20 protein-coding genes and 1 pseudogene are annotated in these 18,678 nt (G+C 38.3%); 13 read left to right on the top strand and 8 right to left on the bottom strand.

Annotated elements, in window-relative coordinates:
* The first annotated feature begins 23 nt into the window (after positions 1-23).
* The gene (locus MHB78_RS14755; RefSeq protein WP_046128914.1) at positions 24-1,253 is read left to right on the top strand and encodes a pitrilysin family protein; all 1,230 of its coding nucleotides are present in this window, start codon (positions 24-26) and stop codon (positions 1,251-1,253) included.
* An 87-nt stretch (positions 1,254-1,340) separates the two neighbouring features.
* The gene (locus MHB78_RS14750) at positions 1,341-1,598 is read left to right on the top strand and encodes a YlmC/YmxH family sporulation protein (protein ID WP_046128913.1); all 258 of its coding nucleotides are present in this window, start codon (positions 1,341-1,343) and stop codon (positions 1,596-1,598) included.
* Positions 1,599-1,678: 80 nt separating this feature from the next.
* On the opposite strand, the gene MHB78_RS14745 is transcribed toward MHB78_RS14750, so the two are convergent.
* A protein-coding gene (locus MHB78_RS14745) for an IS3 family transposase (RefSeq protein WP_231947390.1) occupies positions 1,679-3,234 on the bottom strand; the annotation gives its coding sequence in 2 pieces (ribosomal slippage) (positions 1,679-2,577 and positions 2,577-3,234; 1,557 coding nt in all).
* A gap of 199 nt (positions 3,235-3,433) precedes the next feature.
* Here MHB78_RS14745 and dpaA point away from each other — a divergent pair.
* Positions 3,434-4,318, top strand: a complete 885-nt coding sequence (dpaA, locus tag MHB78_RS14740) for a dipicolinic acid synthetase subunit A (protein ID WP_046132722.1) — start codon at positions 3,434-3,436, stop codon at positions 4,316-4,318.
* 11 nt (positions 4,319-4,329) lie between these two features.
* Positions 4,330-4,665 (top strand): annotated as a pseudogene (locus tag MHB78_RS14735) (dipicolinate synthase subunit B); the annotation flags it as partial.
* 26 nt (positions 4,666-4,691) lie between these two features.
* Here the strand turns inward: MHB78_RS14735 and MHB78_RS14730 are convergent.
* Complete coding sequence (locus tag MHB78_RS14730; protein ID WP_046132721.1) at positions 4,692-6,326, bottom strand: recombinase family protein; 1,635 nt, start codon at positions 6,324-6,326, stop codon at positions 4,692-4,694.
* A gap of 400 nt (positions 6,327-6,726) precedes the next feature.
* Here MHB78_RS14730 and MHB78_RS14725 point away from each other — a divergent pair, with 400 nt between their 5' ends.
* The 9 genes from MHB78_RS14725 to MHB78_RS14685 all read left to right on the top strand — a co-directional run bounded on the left by MHB78_RS14725 (position 6,727) and on the right by MHB78_RS14685 (position 15,123).
* Positions 6,727-8,685, top strand: coding sequence for a T7SS effector LXG polymorphic toxin (locus MHB78_RS14725; protein ID WP_046132720.1), 1,959 nt, complete (start codon positions 6,727-6,729; stop codon positions 8,683-8,685).
* 13 nt (positions 8,686-8,698) lie between these two features.
* A complete protein-coding gene (locus tag MHB78_RS14720; RefSeq protein ID WP_046132719.1) occupies positions 8,699-9,121 on the top strand; it encodes an SMI1/KNR4 family protein in 423 nt (140 codons plus the stop codon).
* 40 nt (positions 9,122-9,161) lie between these two features.
* The gene (locus MHB78_RS14715) at positions 9,162-9,626 is read left to right on the top strand and encodes an SMI1/KNR4 family protein (protein ID WP_046132718.1); all 465 of its coding nucleotides are present in this window, start codon (positions 9,162-9,164) and stop codon (positions 9,624-9,626) included.
* 399 nt (positions 9,627-10,025) lie between these two features.
* The gene (locus MHB78_RS14710; protein WP_065894404.1) at positions 10,026-11,117 is read left to right on the top strand and encodes a DUF2325 domain-containing protein; all 1,092 of its coding nucleotides are present in this window, start codon (positions 10,026-10,028) and stop codon (positions 11,115-11,117) included.
* Positions 11,118-11,391: 274 nt separating this feature from the next.
* Positions 11,392-11,919, top strand: a complete 528-nt coding sequence (locus tag MHB78_RS14705; RefSeq protein ID WP_065894406.1) for a hypothetical protein — start codon at positions 11,392-11,394, stop codon at positions 11,917-11,919.
* A gap of 77 nt (positions 11,920-11,996) precedes the next feature.
* The gene (locus MHB78_RS14700; protein WP_335499247.1) at positions 11,997-12,350 is read left to right on the top strand and encodes a hypothetical protein; all 354 of its coding nucleotides are present in this window, start codon (positions 11,997-11,999) and stop codon (positions 12,348-12,350) included.
* Between the two features lie 153 nt (positions 12,351-12,503).
* The gene (locus tag MHB78_RS14695) at positions 12,504-13,766 is read left to right on the top strand and encodes an MFS transporter (RefSeq protein ID WP_046132714.1); all 1,263 of its coding nucleotides are present in this window, start codon (positions 12,504-12,506) and stop codon (positions 13,764-13,766) included.
* 125 nt (positions 13,767-13,891) lie between these two features.
* Positions 13,892-14,998: a Rap family tetratricopeptide repeat protein gene (locus tag MHB78_RS14690; RefSeq protein ID WP_082094171.1), complete on the top strand. Its 1,107-nt coding sequence runs from the start codon at positions 13,892-13,894 to the stop codon at positions 14,996-14,998.
* Positions 14,995-15,123: a hypothetical protein gene (locus MHB78_RS14685; protein WP_255131167.1), complete on the top strand. Its 129-nt coding sequence runs from the start codon at positions 14,995-14,997 to the stop codon at positions 15,121-15,123. The genes MHB78_RS14690 and MHB78_RS14685 overlap by 4 nt, the downstream gene beginning before the upstream one ends.
* Before the next feature lie 479 nt (positions 15,124-15,602).
* Here the strand turns inward: MHB78_RS14685 and MHB78_RS14680 are convergent, their stop codons facing one another.
* From MHB78_RS14680 to MHB78_RS14655, 6 genes are all read right to left on the bottom strand, one after another.
* Complete coding sequence (locus tag MHB78_RS14680) at positions 15,603-15,737, bottom strand: hypothetical protein (protein WP_340032769.1); 135 nt, start codon at positions 15,735-15,737, stop codon at positions 15,603-15,605.
* Positions 15,738-16,150: 413 nt separating this feature from the next.
* Positions 16,151-16,441 carry a hypothetical protein gene (locus MHB78_RS14675; protein ID WP_046132713.1) on the bottom strand — a complete coding sequence of 97 codons (291 nt, stop codon included), beginning with the start codon at positions 16,439-16,441 and terminating at the stop codon, positions 16,151-16,153.
* Between the two features lie 19 nt (positions 16,442-16,460).
* Positions 16,461-16,715 (bottom strand): phage holin, encoded by a 255-nt coding sequence (locus MHB78_RS14670; RefSeq protein WP_046132712.1) that lies wholly within the window; start codon positions 16,713-16,715, stop codon positions 16,461-16,463.
* Positions 16,716-16,733: 18 nt separating this feature from the next.
* Positions 16,734-17,120, bottom strand: a complete 387-nt coding sequence (locus MHB78_RS14665; RefSeq protein ID WP_021837858.1) for a hypothetical protein — start codon at positions 17,118-17,120, stop codon at positions 16,734-16,736.
* Positions 17,121-17,251: 131 nt separating this feature from the next.
* Positions 17,252-18,343 (bottom strand): N-acetylmuramoyl-L-alanine amidase, encoded by a 1,092-nt coding sequence (locus MHB78_RS14660; RefSeq protein ID WP_046132711.1) that lies wholly within the window; start codon positions 18,341-18,343, stop codon positions 17,252-17,254.
* A gap of 151 nt (positions 18,344-18,494) precedes the next feature.
* Positions 18,495-18,659, bottom strand: coding sequence for a hypothetical protein (locus MHB78_RS14655; RefSeq protein ID WP_176463767.1), 165 nt, complete (start codon positions 18,657-18,659; stop codon positions 18,495-18,497).
* Positions 18,660-18,678: the final 19 nt, after the last annotated feature.

Genomic DNA, 18,678 nt, shown 5'->3' with positions numbered 1-18,678 from the left:
TTCTTTGAATAGGAGGAACAGATTTGATAAAACGGTATACTTGTCAAAATGGGGTAAGAATTGTACTCGAGAACAATCCCACTGTCCGGTCCGTCGCGATCGGGGTTTGGATCGGAACCGGATCAAGACACGAAACACCGGAAATTAACGGCATTTCGCATTTTTTGGAGCACATGTTTTTTAAAGGGACAAAAACGCGTACGGCCAGAGACATCGCCGAGTCGTTTGACAGAATCGGGGGACAGGTCAATGCGTTTACCTCAAAGGAGTATACGTGCTATTATGCCAAAGTTCTTGATGAGCATGCGAGCTATGCATTGGAAGTGCTCTCAGACATGTTCTTTCATTCAGCTTTTGACGAAGAAGAATTAAAAAAAGAAAAAAACGTCGTTTACGAAGAAATTAAAATGTATGAAGACACGCCTGACGACATCGTCCACGATCTGCTCAGCAAAGCGTCGTACGGAGGGCATTCCCTCGCCTATCCGATTCTCGGAACAGAGGAAACGCTTGCCACGTTTGACGGGGATGCCTTGAGAGGGTATATGGACGAATATTACACGCCTGACCGCGTCGTGATTTCGATTGCCGGGAATGTTTCTGACAGCTTTATTAAAGAAGCCGAAAAGCATTTTGGCTCATATGAGGCAAAAGGAAGAAGAACGGGAACGAGTAAACCGGAATTCCGGCATGAAAAAATGGCGCGGAAAAAAGAAACCGAACAGGCTCATCTCTGCCTCGGCTTCAACGGCCTGGAAGCCGGCCATCCAGAGATTTACGATTTGATCGTGCTCAACAACATCCTCGGAGGAAGCATGAGCAGCCGCCTTTTTCAGGATGTCCGCGAAGATAAAGGGCTCGCCTATTCCGTATACAGCTACCACAGCTCGTACGAAGACAGCGGAATGATGACCATTTACGCCGGAACAGGCGCGGGTCAGCTTCAGCTTCTTTCGGATACGATCCATGAAACGCTTCGCGTTTTAAAAACAGAGGGCATCACGCCGAAAGAACTTGAAAACAGCAAAGAGCAGATGAAAGGCAGCCTGATGCTGAGCCTTGAAAGCACAAACAGCAAAATGAGCCGCAACGGCAAAAACGAGCTGTTACTTGGAAGGCACCGGACGCTTGATGAAATCATCGAAAAGCTGAATGCCGTTAACCTGGACCGGGTTAACAGCCTCGCGAACCGCATTTTTACCGATGATTTTTCAACGGCCTTAATCAGCCCGACCGGAGAGCTGCCGAAGTAATATATGCCTGAAAAACATGCCTGTTTAAAAGTGCAGGCATGTTTTTTGTTTGGAGAACATACATCATTACAAAAGGGGGGTTTTTCGATGAGGCTCAGTGAACTATCCGGAAAGGAAATCGTGGATGTCAAGCGGGCCGAGCGCCTCGGCATTTTAGGACAGACCGACCTTGAAATCAATGAACAGGACGGACAGATTACCGCTCTTATCATCCCGTCGGTCAAATGGTTCGGCTTTAGAAAACAGGGGAATGACATCAGAGTGCCCTGGAAGCAGATCCGCAAGATCGGATCTGACATGATCATTCTCGACGTTCCGGAAGAACTCGGGAATCACGACGAATAAACTTCTTTTTCATAATGCAAGAACCGGCCCGGCTCTGATCTGCACCCTGTCAAGTAGACAGTGGAAATAACTAAAACACACTAGACGGCTTTAGCCCTGTATTCCACTGGGCTGAGGCCGTTTAGTTTTTCTTGTAGACGATCGTGGTTGTAAAAGTGGATATATTCATCAATTGCGCTTTGAAGTGCCTCAAATGTCTCGTACGAATTCCGTCTGTATTTCTCGCATTTTAATTTCCCCCAAAACGACTCAATGGGGCCGTTATCAATACAGCGGCCGACGCGGGACATACTCTGTGTCATATTTGCGTTTTCAATCATCCTTCTAAACTGGTGGGACGTGTATTGAAAACCTCTGTCGCTGTGAAGGAGAGGACGTGCGTTTGGGGCTGCCTCAAGCGCTTGGTTCAAGGTTTTAAACACAAGGGCGTTATTATTGGATTTCCCCAGCACATAAGACACGACCATTCCCTCATGAAGATCTAAAATGGCACTGAGGTACGCTTTCCGATGGCCGTATTTTAGCTCTGTCACATCAGTCACCCATTTTTGATTTGGTTTGTCCGCTTTAAACTCTCGATTCAGGATATTTTCGGACACATGTTGAGGCGTCGCTTTGCCGTAACGTTTTTTCTTCCGCCGAATGACACACTCCAGCTTGGCGATTTTCATCAGCCGATAGATGCGCTTATGATTGAGGCGCTCTTTAAAGCGGCGCTTCATGTTTAAGGTCATTCTGCGGTATCCGTAGATACCGCCAATTTGTTCATGAAGAAGCGTCATCTCGGCGATAATCTTTTCATTCTGTTTTTCTCTCGCTGAAGGTACTCGGCTCCTCCATTTGTAATACCCCTGGCGCGAAACTTCGGCAATCTCACATAACATTTGGACAGAAAAGCCTTCTTTTCGATTCAGCTCTAAAATGGCGAGATATCGATCTTCGTACCGAACCTGACTTAGAACCGCCTCCTTTTGATCTCTTCCAACTTTTTTAAGAACGCATTCTCTGCGCGCAAACGCTCATTTTCCTGTTCCAGCCGTTTGTTTTCCCGTTGAATTTTTTCTTCAGGTGTCAATTCTTCTTCGGTTTTGCGTTTCCCTCGGTTGTCTTTTAAGGCCTCTTCTCCGCCTTCTTGATACTTTTTCACCCATTGATACACCTGTTGGTAGGAGACTTGATGAATCTCCATTGATCTGGCGTAGTCCTTTCCATGAGCTAGACAATCCTTCGCAATCTCAATCCGTTCTTCCAATGAAACGTTCTTCCGTTTGGTCATCAAACGATTCCTTCCTCTCCCGCTGTCTTTTAACGTTTTATGACCATTATAAAGCTCAACCCACTTCATGAGTACGGATTTACTGGAAATCTTATATTTTCTCGAGATTTCTCTTTGAGAGTAGCGTCCGGATAAGAAGTCTTTCACGGCATTGTATTTTAATTCTGCGGGATAGAACTTATGGCGCTTTGAACGTTCCAAACTCTCCACACCCGCCATATCATGCGATGTTCTCCATTCACGAATCGTTTCGGCATGAATGCCATATTTTTCTGCGATCTCCTTCACCGAATTATTGCCCTGATCACATTCTGATAGAATATTCAATTTTTCTTCTTTTGAAAACCATTTTCCAGCCATGAAAAAACTCCCCCAAGGCAAACAGATTTTTTTATTTCATCTGTCTACCTTTAGGGGAGCATATCACTCCTCAAGCCGGGTTTTTTTATTGCCTTGAGATCACCCGGAATATTTCAATTCACCGCCATTTCCTTTTTTTCATATGATGACATTAGCTTATGAATTAGATCCTTGTCAAAAAGAAGGTGAATATAAAGCCATGTTAACCGGATTGACGATTGCAATCATCGGCGGTGATGCGAGGCAGCTTGAAATCATCCGCAAGCTGACCGAACAGGATGCACAGGTGTTTCTGGTCGGTTTTGACCAGCTTGACCACGGATTTACGGGCGCCACCAAATTAAAATTAGGCGAACTCGACTTCGGAGCGGTAGACAGCATCGTTCTGCCTGTATCAGGAACATCGGCAGACGGCGCGGTTGCCACCGTTTTCTCGAATGAAGAAGTTGTGCTAATGCAGGAGCATTTGGAAAAAACAAAGCCTCATTGCACGATCTATTCAGGTATATCAAACGATTATTTAGAAGGAATCGCCAAGGGATCAAACCGCCGGCTCATCAAGCTTTTTGAAAGAGACGATATCGCGATTTACAACTCGATACCTACAGTTGAAGGGGCCATTATGATGGCTATCCAGCACACCGATTATACGATTCACGGCTCAAACGTCATGGTTCTCGGACTCGGGCGGACCGGCATGAGCATCAGCCGGGCGTTTTCCGCTCTCGGAGCCCGCGTCAAAGTCGGCGCGAGAGCCTCAGCACACCTTGCCAGAATCATGGAGATGGGCCTCACTCCTTTTCACATACATGAACTTGGGGAGCACGTCGAAGATACCGATATTTGCATCAATACCATTCCAAGTCTCATTCTCGATCACGCCGTCCTATCCCGAATGACACCCAGAACATTGATTCTCGATTTGGCGACCCGCCCGGGGGGCACCGACTTCGAATTTGCCGAAAAACAGGGCATCAAAGCGCTGCTTGCGCCGGGTCTTCCGGGTATTGTCGCTCCTAAAACGGCGGGTCAGATCATCGCCAACGTTTTGTGCAATCTTTTATCACCATCAACAACCGATTGAAGGGGGCTGTCATAATGTCGATCAAGGGAAAAAGAATCGGATTTGGCCTTACGGGTTCTCACTGTACGTATGATGCCGTTTTTCCGCAAATCGAAAAGCTCGTCGATCAAGGAGCAGAGGTCAGGCCGATCGTGACGACAACGGTAAAATCGACGGACACACGATTTGGAGAAGGGGAAGAATGGGTTAGGAAAATCGAAGAGCTCACGGGTTTTGAAGTCATCGATTCCATACCGAAAGCGGAGCCTCTCGGGCCGAAAACACCGCTTGACTGCATGGTGATTGCGCCGCTGACGGGAAATTCGCTGAGCAAGCTCGCAAACGCGATCACGGACTCGTCTGTCATTTATCATACCCCCAAAAGAAAGAACCCCTATTTTACAAGGGTTCTCAAGTTTTTATTGGTTAAAGCTTTATACTTAAAATAAGGGACAATCCTAAATTTTGAAGGCCGTGTGCCTCTTCCTTTTTCAATAATTTCAATCTCCACATGATCAAAAATTGTTCTTAAATACTCATTCTTTATCGTTTTTTCAGTTTGCTCCATATAAGCTTCTCTAAATGTTTTCATGTTTTCTTTTATGGTTGGTATTGATTCATTCTTGGTCAATACAGGAGCTTGCTCTAACTCGCTCTTCGCTTTTTTAAGTTCTTCTCTTTCTTTATCAATAACAGCTTTTCGTTGAAGAAAAATTTCATCAGTATAAATTCCTTGCTCAAATTTTTCAAAAATAAAGGATTCTCGACTCTTTAGCTCCTTTTCTTTTTGTTCAATTTGCTGTAGCATCCTTTCTTGCGTCTGTGAGCCATCTGCATTTTTTTGCTCATTAATCTGAGCCTCAAAAAAGATTTTAAGCTGATCCTCATCCATGCTTTCAATATTTTTTAATACTTCCAAGATTGCTTCTTCAACATCACGATATTTAACGCTCATGCAGCGTTCTTTTTGACATTTTAGGAACTCTTTAATATAAATACTCTCAGAGCCATCTTTTTTCTTATATCTATGCTTACCACAATTTCTCACAAGCTTTCCTCCACAAACCGAACAAGTGCATACACTAGCGAGTTCACATGGATCAAAATCAAGAGGATTGTGGGGTGCTATAGGCTTATTTTTTATTTTTGTTTGTACTTTTTCAAATTTTCCCTTCTCTATAATTGCTGGATGAGCATCCTCAACAACAATATGCTCATTTTCAGGTCTAGGGATTCTTTGCCCTTTCTTATTTCTTTCATGGGTTCTAAATCTGATCGTACCTATATAAAGATCGTTTTCAAGTACCCGCTTTACATAAAAATAACTCCATGCTTTCTTTCCTCTGGGAGTGGGAATGCCCATTTTAGTTAAATGCGTTGCTATTGCTGTATAACTCATATCAACGCCATTTAAGCCATATAGAAATAAATCATAAATCATTATAATGACTTTTGCTTGCTCTTCGTTTATTTCAAGATTCCTTGTGTTTTTATTGTATCGATATCCATATGGGGCTTTCCCTGCTACCCATTTTCCTTGTGCGGCATAAGTATATCTTGCTCCAGTCAAACGTTCTCTAATCAGCTCGTATTCTTCTCTAGCTAAGAACAACTCAAATCTAATTTGTTTCATGTCCATTACGTTTCTTGGATCAAATACTTTGTATGGAGTTATTATAGGAATTCGCTTTTCTGTTATAAGCTCAATAATCCTACCAGCATCAGAATAACTCCCCCTGCTTAAACGTGCTAACTCTTTAACGGCTATTGCTTGATATTTCCCGTTTTCGAGGTCTTTGAGGCATTCTTGAAAAACAGGGCGACCATCTATGCTTTCACCTGAACCAATTTCTGATTTTAATTCATAAGGAAGTTCTATGGACATTAAAACATTGTTCATCAATTTAGTTTGTTCGGCTAATGTATCCTCTCCTGTTCGTTTTTCTCGCTCAATATCCTGTCTGGATTTCCTTATATAACCCAGTATATTAGAGACATTATGATTTTCTAAAGCGTTCTTTAAATTCACACCGACACTCCCTTTGGTGACATTATAAATTAGGTAACATTTTCTTGATTATATTTAACATTTCCAAAGGATGCAATCAAAAACAAATAACAAAATATGAACAATCTTTATCTTCATCAAAATAGCTGTTTACTTTCACGGTATTTGAATCCCGATAAAATTCTTATTTTATTGAGAATATAAAAGGGAGCATAATAACTCCTTCTCATTTTCCCATCTTGTTAACAAATGCCTTCGTATGAGGGGTGTGCGTCTTTCTTTTTGTGCTTAAAACAAACAGGAATTATGAACTAGGTTATTCGATTCATTTTCATGGATAAGCAGGATTTATCCACCAATCCCTTTCTATAAAGTGGTAAAATATATACTGATTGTAACTTTAGTATTAGAGGAGAATGTCATGAAAACTTTGGACGTTCAGGCGTTGCACAAAGCAATTGACCATACGCTGGAACAGTTAAAAAAGCAATCAGATGAAATGGCTAAAGTCAAAAAAAGCGTTGAAGCCATCACATCCCTTGACGATGCCTTAAAAGGAAAAGGCGGAGATGCGATTCGTGCTTTCTACGAAGAATGCCACACTCCGTTTCTTCAGTTCTACGAAACTTTCATTGACGAATATGAATCAGCATTGAAAAAAATTAAAAATGCATTGAATTCCTTGGAGCCGAATCACAACGGATATATTTCGCAATCATTTCTCGATCATGAATTGGAACAAGGCTTAAACGCGGCTGATCGAACAACGAAACATTTGGTGTCCAAAGCCAACGCCGCCATTTCAAAAGTCAGCCATATTGTCGATCTGCCAGGTTTAAATGACAACGAATTTCATGAGCAGAATAGAAAAGCATTGACTGACATCAATCAGACGATTGAAAAGCTGCATACGTTTGACAGGGAACAAACAAGCGCCCTCAAAACTGCTGAAAACGATCTTGAGACGATGCAACAATACATAAAAAGACTTGAAAAAATGTATACGGGGCCTAAAATTGAGATTGCCGCCTATCAAAAAGGATCGATTTTAAAACCGGATGAGTTGGATGCTTTGAGCGGGAATCAAGAGACAGCGATGGGAGTCATGTTGGACAAGCTTGATAAGAGATCAAAGCTTGAAAAAGAGATTGGCGAAGTTAGTGAACATGATATCAAAATTTCCAAGTTAAAGAAGAAGCTTGATGATTATGACTTTTCAACAGCTTCAGAGTTTTATGAGCTTGCCAAGGAAATTGGATATGAAAATCTTTCCCCTTGGCAACAACGGTATTTCAATGGAATCGAAGGCTCTCGTAATTTTGGCAATTCCATTAAAGGAAGTGCTGCAGGAATCAAAAATGCAGTTGTCGATACTGCTGTAGGCATATGGGACATGATCGCTCACCCAGACGAAACGATTGAGGGCATTAATTATACGATTCATCATCCCGTAAAAGTATTTAATATTATGAAACAGGGAATTGAAGAGTCTTACGAGCGAGATGTAGTCAATGGCGATTCTTATACCCAAGCTAGATGGTTTAGCTATGCCGTTGGAATGGTCGGTACATCGATTGTTAGTTCAAAAGGCGTTGACAAAGTAGGGAAAGTGGCCAAAGCGGGGAAGGTTGGACAGGTCACAGCCAAAGCGAGTAAAGCTTCTAAAAAAGTAGCGAACAAAACGATTAAAGCTTCGAAAGAGGCTGTGGAAAAAAGCGTAGCGTCTTTTAAAAAATCGATGCAAAGGGTCGCTTCCAAAGTAAAAGGGATTCAAATATACAATCCTTTTGAGCCACGGGTTCAGTTGGCTGGCGGGGGTAAAGTACCTTATAATATTCTTGATGGAGAGAATATTAAGAAAGAGGCTATTCAATATATAAAAAAGGCCACAGATAACATTAAGAAGACGGCAATAAGCAGAAGAAGAAAGAGTGCTTCGAAACTAGTTGGGAAAGAAGTTAAACTTGATTGGTTGGGGCATAATTACAAAGCAGTTGACATTAAAGGTACTGTAAAAGTAGGGGGTAAGGAGAGGGATATATCAAGGCGTGTGTTTCAGAAAGTTGATATAGATTGGAACTATAGACCAAGGAACCCCAAAGCAAATGGGTTATCGAATAAAGAACTTATTCAGAAAGGTAGAGCACCATATGCAGTTGATAAAAATGGGGTAGAATCTCAAATTGAGCTTCATCACATACTCCAAAAGGAAGCTGGAAATATGGTTGAAATAATAGCGACTACACATGATGAATACAAAAAGATTTTGCACGGACTGATAAAAAATGGAGATAGTTTTAGAAACAATGAGATATTAGATAAACAATTCAACAACTTTAGAAGAAATTATTGGGTTTGGAGATCACAAAATCTAGATTGAGGTGATAATAATTATGAATAAACAAATATCAAAGATGATAAATGAGTATATTGAAGAAGGCGATTTTGTCGGAGCAGTAACCGACGAAGATATCACAAATGCTGAAAACAAGTTAAGATGTAAATTTCCACAAGAATATAAAGAATTCATTAAATCTTATGGTTCTGGAGGTATATGTGGGGTTGAAGTTTTGGGTGTAGAAGGAAATGGCTATGCTTCAGTAGTTGATGCTACAGAAAGATTTAGAAACTTTGGTTTACCTGAGAAATACGTAGTTATTGAAAATGTAGATGAATTTGTTTATTGCCTAAATACAGAAGAAGATTATAGTGTCATAAGGTGGGATGACACAAGCAAAAATGAGGTTAAAAGATATTCAAGTTTTGATGAATATTTACAAGATAGCTTCCAAGAAGCAATAGACAACTGGGAGTAACACCAGGGATGAAATTTCCCTTAGCAGAGGATATGAAAAAATGGATTATTCTAAGGTGGAAAAATTCATAAAAGAAAATGCTGATGCCGACGACTTTACAGGTGGTATAAGTGAAGGGATCATTTCTGAACTGGAAGAGAAACTTCAATTGAATTTTCCGACGAGTTATAAATGGTTCTTGAAAAATTATGGTTCAGGAGGGATATATGGCATAGAAGTTCTTGGCTTCGTTAATGGCAAAGCAACTGTCGTTGAACAGACAGAAGATTATAGAAGATACTTTAATTTACCGAAAGGTATAGCGGTAATTGAATATATAGACGAGTTCTCGTATTGTCTCGATACCAACAAAATGGTTGATGGAGAATGTCCTGTAATTTTATGGGCAAACGAAGCTGGTTATGGAAGAATTGTTGCAGATAACTTTTTGAATTTCTTTTTTGAAAGACTTAAAGAGAAAAAAGAAAACTGGGAAGAAGACGAAGATTGGGAAGATGAAGAGTGATCAAAACAGCCTCATCCTTATTAGGGATGAGGTTTTTCTTTGTCTTTATTTTCTGCTCGTATTATTTTTGAAATCGTGTTCACCCTCAATATTGGAATCCAGAAATTTGTGGGTTTTTCATAATATAAGTGACAATTGAGATTGGGCAAAATAAAGTTACTCCACATAATTGACAAAGTTCGTAAAGTAGATTCAAAATAAAGGAGAATACAATAAATAAGCACTTGAGATAACATTTTTCAAGTTGGAAATTTCTCAACACACAACAATTTGCAATCGATTTGGCTGTTGCAAATAATACTGTAGGAGCTATTGAAACTCAAATTGACTGTAATCATCAAAGAGTTAGACGTTTGAGTTTCGTATTATGAAGAAGACTTTAACAAAGAGGCGATTTGTTTGGATAAAAGATTAATTGTATTAGAAATAAAGAGCAGAATATTTAATCTTGTTAACCAATTAGATGAAAACAATTATGGGGATTTGACTCAAAAGATTCAATCATATCTAGATTTTTTAAAAGCGATGGATAATCTCCCAGATTTAATGTCTGATGATATAAGAGCAGAGGGGGGAAAAGATTCATTTAAAAATAATAATATTGATGAGAAAAAAATAGAGGAAAATAAGATAGAAGAGTATAAGGGGGATAGTGATACACATGTTTACAGATTGAGAAGGCTCCCTGTTAACGGAAACTTAGAAAGTATACATGACCCCGCTGAAATCTTACGAATGCCAGAGGGTCAAATACGTCGTTTAGCAGTTTCAACGGGAGATTTAATTAAAGCAATACCAAAGGGTGATGGATCAAGATATGATTTTTATCTATACAAAAAGGTCAATATGAATGATGAAGAACCTCTTAGACGTGAAATCAAATATTGTGTAATTGATGAGGAAGAAGGAGACCTTTATATTAACAGAATTGCAACCGGTGGGGCACTGATTGTAAATGGAATTGAACGAAAGTTTGTTTTAAATCAATATATAATTGAAAAATTTTCTCTTGAAAAAGGATCAATTGTAGATGTTGCTTATAATAAAGGGGAAGATAATCTATTCGTCAGTTGGCGACATGATAGTGCTCCAAGAGCACAGAAGAATGTCTTCGGAGCTTCTGCTATAAAAAAGTCTGTATCCGGGGTTAATATCGATAAAGAAAAAGATACTGTTTTTGCAAACCCGGCGTATGTAGGGAAGTGTGTAACAGTAATAGGTGCTGTTGAAACACATGATAATATAAAAAAATTATTTAATCAGCATCAAATTAAATACCAAGGATTTGAAGGAACGGAGAATGAAGATCGTATAGAGGCTGCGGTAAGAAAAAGTGATCTAGTAATAGTTGTCACTCCATTCACCGCCCATAAAGGAAGCTGGGCTGCACGTAATTATACAAAGAATTACGATGTCCCATTTAAGCAAACAACATCTTATGGAGTTAAAACCATTGAAAACATATTGCATGATACGTTTATTAACTCCTAACTGGTATAAATATTTGACTACTTTATAGTTTTCTGTAAGAAGACTCCAACCACAAGGAAGGGGAAAGTCGTAGGCCAATGAGTAGGCTGGAGGTGTTCAACTCCCTTCACTTAAACTCCAAAGATACAGAGCTAAAGCCGCCCTATGTGTTTTGATTATTTCCGCTGTCTACTTGACGGGGGAGATTAATATTTAAATAAATTAGAAATCAATTGTTAAAATTATAAAAGTCCTATAAACTATAATAAAATAATGTTTTTTAGGAGATGGGGTTATGTTTACTGAAAGGGAAGCATTACGTTTAAGGCTTGAACAGCTTAATGATGCTGAGATTAATTTGCTGCGTCAACTTCGGGAAGAGCGCAATGAAATTTATTCTAAGCTGCGCGAATTAGATAATCAAAACAATCCAGACGAAGCAACCGATGCAAACATGATCCACAAAAAATCCTTATTAGAGTTGGCAAATGAAACGGCAAAGTCCTTTGAAAAAAACAAACCAGAGAAAACAAATCCGCCAATTGTGTCATCCTTAAACCCTAGCAGAAAACCAAGGCTCGGGACGAAATCTCACAAACATCGTGAGGTAGCTTTAAAGATTTTAAGGGATCACAAAGGTGAAATACGGGGATATGAGCTTCAAAAAGAAATTGAAAAGGAAACAGGGATGCCGATTCGCAATATGACTACTTTTATGCAAGGATTATTGAAGTATCATCCTGAAGTGGAAAAGACATACCGCGGTCGTTATGTTCTCAGAAAAGAAAAAGACAATACCATTAATGAAAGTCCTTCTGAATGAGGGATTTTTTGTTTAGGAATTGTTTAAAAAATGTATAATAAAAGGGAACATACATTCTGCTTTGAGGTGCTGAGAGTATGAAGCCTGTTATTTCTAAGGAACTTGAAAACGCAATACATGAAAAGATCATTATTGATCTGTGTATCCATGCAATGGATACAAAGTTGACGAAAGCTGAATCAAATAAAGAACCAGAACTTGTTGAATATTATGAGGGGAAGTTGAAGAAGCTCTTTTCAATAAGAAAAGAGTTGAATGACTATTTAAAGAAGGAAAACACGAAGATTCAAGAGTTTGTTGCATGTGATGATATGTTTGTGGAGTATCCTTATTATATAAGAACTAAAGAAGGGGGGATTAAAGAGGGGGAGGCGAGGTATTGGAAAGCTGCATTGAAATTGCATATGAAGAATAAGCTGGAAGGATTGTGAACATCATTTTTCATTCCCGCTTAAGAGTCCATTTAACATAAATTTTTCTTAAACAATTCCTGGTTGACGTTGACCCATAAACCAAAAATAGGATATGCTTATAAAATAAACATTGTAAAAAAGAGGGATTTTTGTAAGGGGGATTTATGAAAAATGGATAGTGGTAATACTGTATGGCAAAAAAACTTCGCCTTTCTTTTTTGCTCTAAATTGGTGAAGATAACCGCAGATTGCTTTGCTGTCAATACAATTCTGTGGTTCTTGATTTACGAAGGGAAGGGAGCGATGGGTACAGCTTTACTCTTGGCAGTTTCTTTTCTTCCTCAAGCCCTGTTAGGGCCAATTATAACTCCTCTAATGAAAACAAATTCATTAAAATTCTGGATGTTCTTTGCTGATTTAACAAGGGCAATGCTCATGTTTGCCATTCCAATATGTTACTTTAGCGGCTTTTCTCCTTTATGGTTTATCATACTGCTCATGCTTGTTCATTCAGCAACAGGAGCATCCTACAATCCTGCATCTGTTTCATTAATTCCGAAAATTGTGAAAGCAGATCTCATTCAAAAAGCAAATGCAATCATGCAATCGTCAGAACATGTTGTTAGGCTTGCTGCGGTTACTCTTTGCGGTGTGGTTATTGTCGCAATCGGGGCAGTGCAGGCAACATTGATTACATTCCCACTCTATATAATTTCAGCCAGTTTAATTCTTTTCATCAAATACACCATAAAAGAAAACGTTAAACAGAGAGCTGAAGAATCAAAGAAAAAGGGTACATATTTGAAAAAACTGAGAAGAGGTTTTACTCTTGTCCGAAGTCACCATATTTTGTTTCCATTAGCTATTTATTGTGTTTTCTCCAATTTAGCCTCTGCACCTTGGGAGGCACTTTCGGCAGTCTACATAGCTGAAGAACTCAATGGTGATCCGATCATTCATTCTTTAATAAAAGTTACAACTGCTGGTGGAGCATTTTTATTAGGTTACGTTTTGGCAAAGGTTAAAGTAAATCGATATGGCCTGTTGTTTGTCACGGCTGGAATTGTTGAAGGTGCAGCATTTTTCATAACGGGCATGAATTCGCTTTTACCTTTACTATTTCTTGCTGCCTTTGCATTAGGAGCCACTATTAGTGCAATTAATGTTCCAGAGCACACCATTATTCAAATGTCTGTCGATGATGAAGATCAACCACAGGTTTATTCAGTTATCAGCATGATTTCCTATGTCATGATTCCTTTGGGGGCTTTAATTGGGGGATATGCCGCAACCTTTTTTGGAGCAGGAAAAGTGATTGCTTTTGGTGGGGTGATTGAGATCCTTGCTGGAATTGGTATCCTGTTGTTCACTAGGCTTGGGAAAGCCCAACGGACTGATTTAATCAAAGAAAAAGAAGAGAGCCTAAGGGTTTAAAAATTAAGAAAAACGACAGCGTTTTACAAATTTAAGCAAAAACCTTTCAAGGACTTCCGAATTTTGCGATAATACAGATGATTATAAAAATGTTGTGTGAATAATCTAAGAAAGGATGAAGGAGATTGACAAAAACAAAAATTGCATATCAAGAAGTGGCCAATAAGATTAATCAATGGTATACGATGATTAAGAAGCGTGAAATTGAAAATGCAGTGAAAATGAAAGAAGAAATCAATAACATGTTAGAAGATATGGAAGAAAATCAAAATTTGCTTCTTTATTATAATCTCTTAGATTCCCGTCATAAGCTTTTGTTGGATATGTTCAAATCATCCGGTAAAATTCTTCATAAAATTCAGAAGAGTCCTGAAATGCAGAAAACTGATGACATGTTGCAGTATTACTTCTTATTTTTCTCTGGTCAATACATGTTTTCCAAAAAGAAATATATTGATGCAATCAATTATTATAAATTAGCTGAAGATAAGCTTGTTAAAATTGAGGATGAAATTGAAAAAGCAGAATTCTATTATCATTTAGCCATATCATATTATCATATTGATCAGTACTTTTTCTCGTTGGCGTATGCAGAAAAAGCTTTAACTGTTTTTCGTGAATATGACGATTATGCCCATCGAACAGTGAGCAGCGAAATGATACTGGGAGCAAACAAACTTGATTTATTCCGTTATGAAGCAGCCTACAAACATTACGAACATGCATTACACATCTCCAAAACAAGAGGTATATCCAACTCAGAGGGAAAGGCATATCATAATTTAGGAATCCTTTATAATAGAAGGAATATGCTTTCTGAAGCAGAAGACTGTTTTAGAAACGCTTTACAAATTGATGAATATGCTAATACTTATAATGGACTAAAAGCCGTTTATAATCTAACCCACGTTTTGTACAAATCTGGACATATTGAAGAAGCAAGGGAATGGTTTAAGAAAGGATTAAATCGTGCAGAAAAAGAAGGGGATAAGGAATATTTGGCGAAATTTACTCTTGTTAACACTTTGTACGATGAGTACAATGAAAGTGTATTAGCGGATTCCCTTGACACTTTAGAGCAGATGGGGTTATGGAATGATGTAGCAGAATTAACACTAGAGGTGGGATGCTACTTTAAAAAATCCGATGATATTATAAACACCGCTAAGTTTCTTGAAAAATGTATACACGCAAGGGATCAAATTCTAAAAATGACGGAGGAATTAAAATGAAAAAGACAATTGCCATTGCTTCTACGGTCATCTTAGCTGGTCTGGTTGCTTTCGGAGTATCAACTGGAAAGATTGCAATCCAACAAGGTGAACATGTTCAAGTTGCTGAAAAGGCTGTCTTCTGATACACGTTTTTCAAAAATGCATATAATTAAAGCAATACGAATGGGGCATCTCTTTAATTTTTTCCATAAAACAAGGGATGTCCTCTTTTGTTATGAGATGGAATTGTATTCTTTCTCTAAAAAGGTTTGTCTACTCTAATTAAACAAAAGTATTGCAAAATGGATTATCCCCTACATTCTTTCTTTAGTTTGACCAACAGTATGTAATGCATTACAATTATTCTTGAATTTCATTTTGGGAATCACCCAAAATGCAGGCAACATCAAAGACTGCAATTGACAAGAAGTATTCCATTGACTATAATAAACGTAAAACGAAATACAAAACAACATATTAATGTTATATTCTTTATTTTAGTGAATGCATGCTGAATTTTTTTATCTTCGTTAAGCAAAAGTATTGCAATTGGGTTTATCATCAGACTACAATGTCATGATGTTAACTTAAAAAAGACCTGGTTGCAGCCAGGTCTTAGAGATTAGCTATGACCATCTCTCCGTTTTTTGCACATGTCGCAGAGGTGGTCTTCAACCTTGTTGTTTTCTTTTAAAGTGAGAATTAATTTCGTATAGCCTACGAGAAATATTAGAAATTGAAACAACTCAAATTTCACTTAATCTTCCTCCTCTTCCAAAGTTAATTCAATAGTATCATATTAACTTTGGTTTTTCTAGATCAGAGGAAAGTTTTGTTTTTGAATAAACCGCAGGTGATGGTGCACCGTACGGTCAAATGAAGGCAATCCTACTGATTTTTATCAGTAGGATCTTTTTTGATCAGCTTAAGAATTATGATAATCTTCTTGAATTATTTTCGCGCTTACAATATAATGAAATTGTTTAGAATGTTGTCATATTCATTTAAAAAGACCCGACTGCGGCCAACAGTCGAGTCAGAAGTACAAAGCAGCCCTCAAGGGGCTGGCTCAAAGCGTCTTTTTTAAATAGATTTTCCCTTTAAACTTTTGCGGGTCTCAAGGGAAGTCTATTTTTTGTTTGAAAAAGAAGAGGGGAGATCCCTCACAAATCACATCTGTTTTAAAAAATCTCTGAGAACCTGCAGCAAAACAGTAGTGTCCTGTTTGTTCATATCCATGATCTGTTCAGTTGCTATTCCATCGTTAATTTCAAATTTTATGATAGGCTCCATCAACGTATTCGTTGATGTTTGAGCTGTATTATTTTCTGTATTCACAGCATCATCTGAAACCACAGGGGGAATAACAAGACGAAGCGTTATAGATTTATCCTCACCAGTGTCAATTTTGACTTCCGAAAAGTTTGAAGGGTAAGGGGAATATGTAATTGTTGTTTTCATTAAATCAACCCTTTACGAATTATTTTCTTGGTTCTTCATATTCCATTGCTTGTTCGCTGTCAGAGATACCTTTAGTTGTTGGATCAACGATAATGCCCATTGCAGTCAAAAACGCAAGGAAGGCATTAAATTTCTCCGTAAGGTCATTGCCAAATGCAGTCAAATCATATCCAAATGCAGCAGCGATTGATTGAACAAATAAAAGTGTTGCGGAGAAAATTGCTACAAGGAATGTTTTCTTTTTAAGTCTTACTTTCCAGTTGATTTTAGTCATAATATCAATCTCCTTTTCTTATTTAAGTCCAAAATGTATAAGTAACCATGCACCGACTAATGTTGCAATTACGGTTGGCAAAACCTTGTACATAAGATCTTTACCGAACTGACCTGGGTCGATTTTTCTATTGGAATCTGATTGCTCAAGAATGCCCACTCGATTATCGAGTTTTTCATATGATTTACTTAAATTTTTTAAGCTGTTATTCATCTCAGTCAATGTGACAAATTGTTCTCTCGATTGTTTTTGAGCATCTTTGTTTATTTCGATTTGTTGTTCCATAAGTGTTGTTAGTCGACTCATGTCTTCAGTTCTTGCTTCTAAATTTGTAATTTTTTCTTGATGATTTTTCATTTTTTCTTCTAAGACACTTAGTCGTGTATTTACATCTACTTCAGCCACAAATTCAACCGTCCTTTATCCTTAATAAAGAAGGTGTACGTCATCCCACGTTGTTCACCTCCAAAAGAAATAGAGGATATTCATTGATCAATTTAGATCAACAAATATCCTTAAAGATAATTAAAGATCAGTTAGATTCTTGTTCCAAACTGACCTGAAACGTAACCACGTTTGCCATTGTAAATGACTTCCCAATAGCCTTTAGGGTTATTTTTGCCTTTCACTGATCCAGAAATATCGATCTTACTGCCAAGTTTAACTGTACCGATATTCTTGGAGTTATTACGGTCAGGTTTGTCCATTACAATTGCAGCATTTGACACTCCAACAATTTTAATTTTTCCTACAGATTTAATGGAAGAAGAACCAGCGCTAGATTTTGTTGTCGTTGATTTCGAAGGGGAGGAGGCAGTTTTCACATTACCTGAAACTTCAACATATTTGTCTGAAGCAGTGATGTAATATGTTGCTCCTTTAGAGTTTTTAACCTTGTACTGATAAGCACTTCCTACTTTCACTTTTTCAACAACAGTAGGGAAACCATAGCCTTTATTCACCGTGCCAACAACATCTTTGTCTTCCCATGAAGGTTTAGAATAAAAGCGAAGTCCGTTAACTTTTGATTTCAGGGAACCACTAGCAGCAGAAGAGGAAGAAGAGCTTTTCGTACTTGAAGGTGCCGTAGAATTAGAAACTGTCTTATTCCCAAGTAGGCTATCAACTTTTTTACGGAATGCGGTAAGTTTGCTTGAGTCACTTACCCAAGGAGCAGGACAGTTCTTGTTCGTTACATCATAGTGGCGGACGATTTTTTCTGTAGATAATTTGAATCTTTTGCAAAGATCAGCCACCAATTCGGCAGCATTCTGCACAGTCTCATCATGAATTGTACCGTTTTTCTCTACACACATTTCAACACCAATTGCTGTTTGGTTAGCATTGGGTTTAAGGAAGCTCACATAGCATCGATTTTGATCGTGTGCATGATAAGCCATTTCGTTTTCAGGGATAATGTATTGTGCTTCGTTTCGGTCTACGAAATAATGAGCAGATGCATAACGTTGATCAGCGATACAAGTACCATTAAAATAATTTCGTTCATTTAGCGCACTAGCTCCTGGAGTAGCTGTATAGTGCATCACAATTCCTTTCACGCCAGACAATTTAATACCAGGACGAGTAAATTTGTTTACTTTAACGAAATTTTTCACAACTTTAACCAAATTAAATCACTCCTAATTGTTTTTGAGCATTAAAAAAGAGACTGGGGGGTTCCCAATCTCTCTCATTCTCACGTATGCTCTTGTTTTCTCTGTTTTGCTAATATGTACTTTGAATAAAATCTAAGTTTTATTTAGAAAATAATCACCTCCTTTAAGACTTTTTCAGTTTTGCAATTTCATCTTCTAACGTTTTTGTTCTCTCAAGTAACTCCAGTAATTCTTTTACGGTAATGACAGTTTTCCCATCACTTACACCAGTTGTATAGATGTCTTCCCACTTGTCTTTCTTTTTGTTGTAGAAGCTTAATGTATTCATCTGAACCTCCAATCAAGGT

It is taken from the genome of Bacillus sp. FSL K6-0138 (genome assembly GCF_037982765.1).
GTDB lineage: Bacteria > Bacillota > Bacilli > Bacillales > Bacillaceae > Bacillus > Bacillus glycinifermentans.
The sequence above is the reverse complement of the archived record's forward strand: the minus strand, read 5'-3'. Positions and strand labels throughout refer to the sequence as shown.

Excerpts from the sequence above, each read along its gene's own strand:
- MHB78_RS14750 (WP_046128913.1), top strand. The coding sequence starts at position 1,341 with ATGAGGCTCAGTGAACTATCCGGAAAGGAAATCGTGGATGTCAAGCGG.
- dpaA (WP_046132722.1), top strand. The coding sequence starts at position 3,434 with ATGTTAACCGGATTGACGATTGCAATCATCGGCGGTGATGCGAGGCAG.
- MHB78_RS14725 (WP_046132720.1), top strand. The coding sequence starts at position 6,727 with ATGAAAACTTTGGACGTTCAGGCGTTGCACAAAGCAATTGACCATACG.
- MHB78_RS14720 (WP_046132719.1), top strand. The coding sequence starts at position 8,699 with ATGAATAAACAAATATCAAAGATGATAAATGAGTATATTGAAGAAGGC.
- MHB78_RS14715 (WP_046132718.1), top strand. The coding sequence starts at position 9,162 with ATGGATTATTCTAAGGTGGAAAAATTCATAAAAGAAAATGCTGATGCC.
- MHB78_RS14705 (WP_065894406.1), top strand. The coding sequence starts at position 11,392 with ATGTTTACTGAAAGGGAAGCATTACGTTTAAGGCTTGAACAGCTTAAT.
- MHB78_RS14700 (WP_335499247.1), top strand. The coding sequence starts at position 11,997 with ATGAAGCCTGTTATTTCTAAGGAACTTGAAAACGCAATACATGAAAAG.
- MHB78_RS14695 (WP_046132714.1), top strand. The coding sequence starts at position 12,504 with ATGGATAGTGGTAATACTGTATGGCAAAAAAACTTCGCCTTTCTTTTT.
- MHB78_RS14685 (WP_255131167.1), top strand. The coding sequence starts at position 14,995 with ATGAAAAAGACAATTGCCATTGCTTCTACGGTCATCTTAGCTGGTCTG.
- MHB78_RS14675 (WP_046132713.1), bottom strand. The coding sequence starts at position 16,441 with ATGAAAACAACAATTACATATTCCCCTTACCCTTCAAACTTTTCGGAA.
- MHB78_RS14670 (WP_046132712.1), bottom strand. The coding sequence starts at position 16,715 with ATGACTAAAATCAACTGGAAAGTAAGACTTAAAAAGAAAACATTCCTT.
- MHB78_RS14655 (WP_176463767.1), bottom strand. The coding sequence starts at position 18,659 with ATGAATACATTAAGCTTCTACAACAAAAAGAAAGACAAGTGGGAAGAC.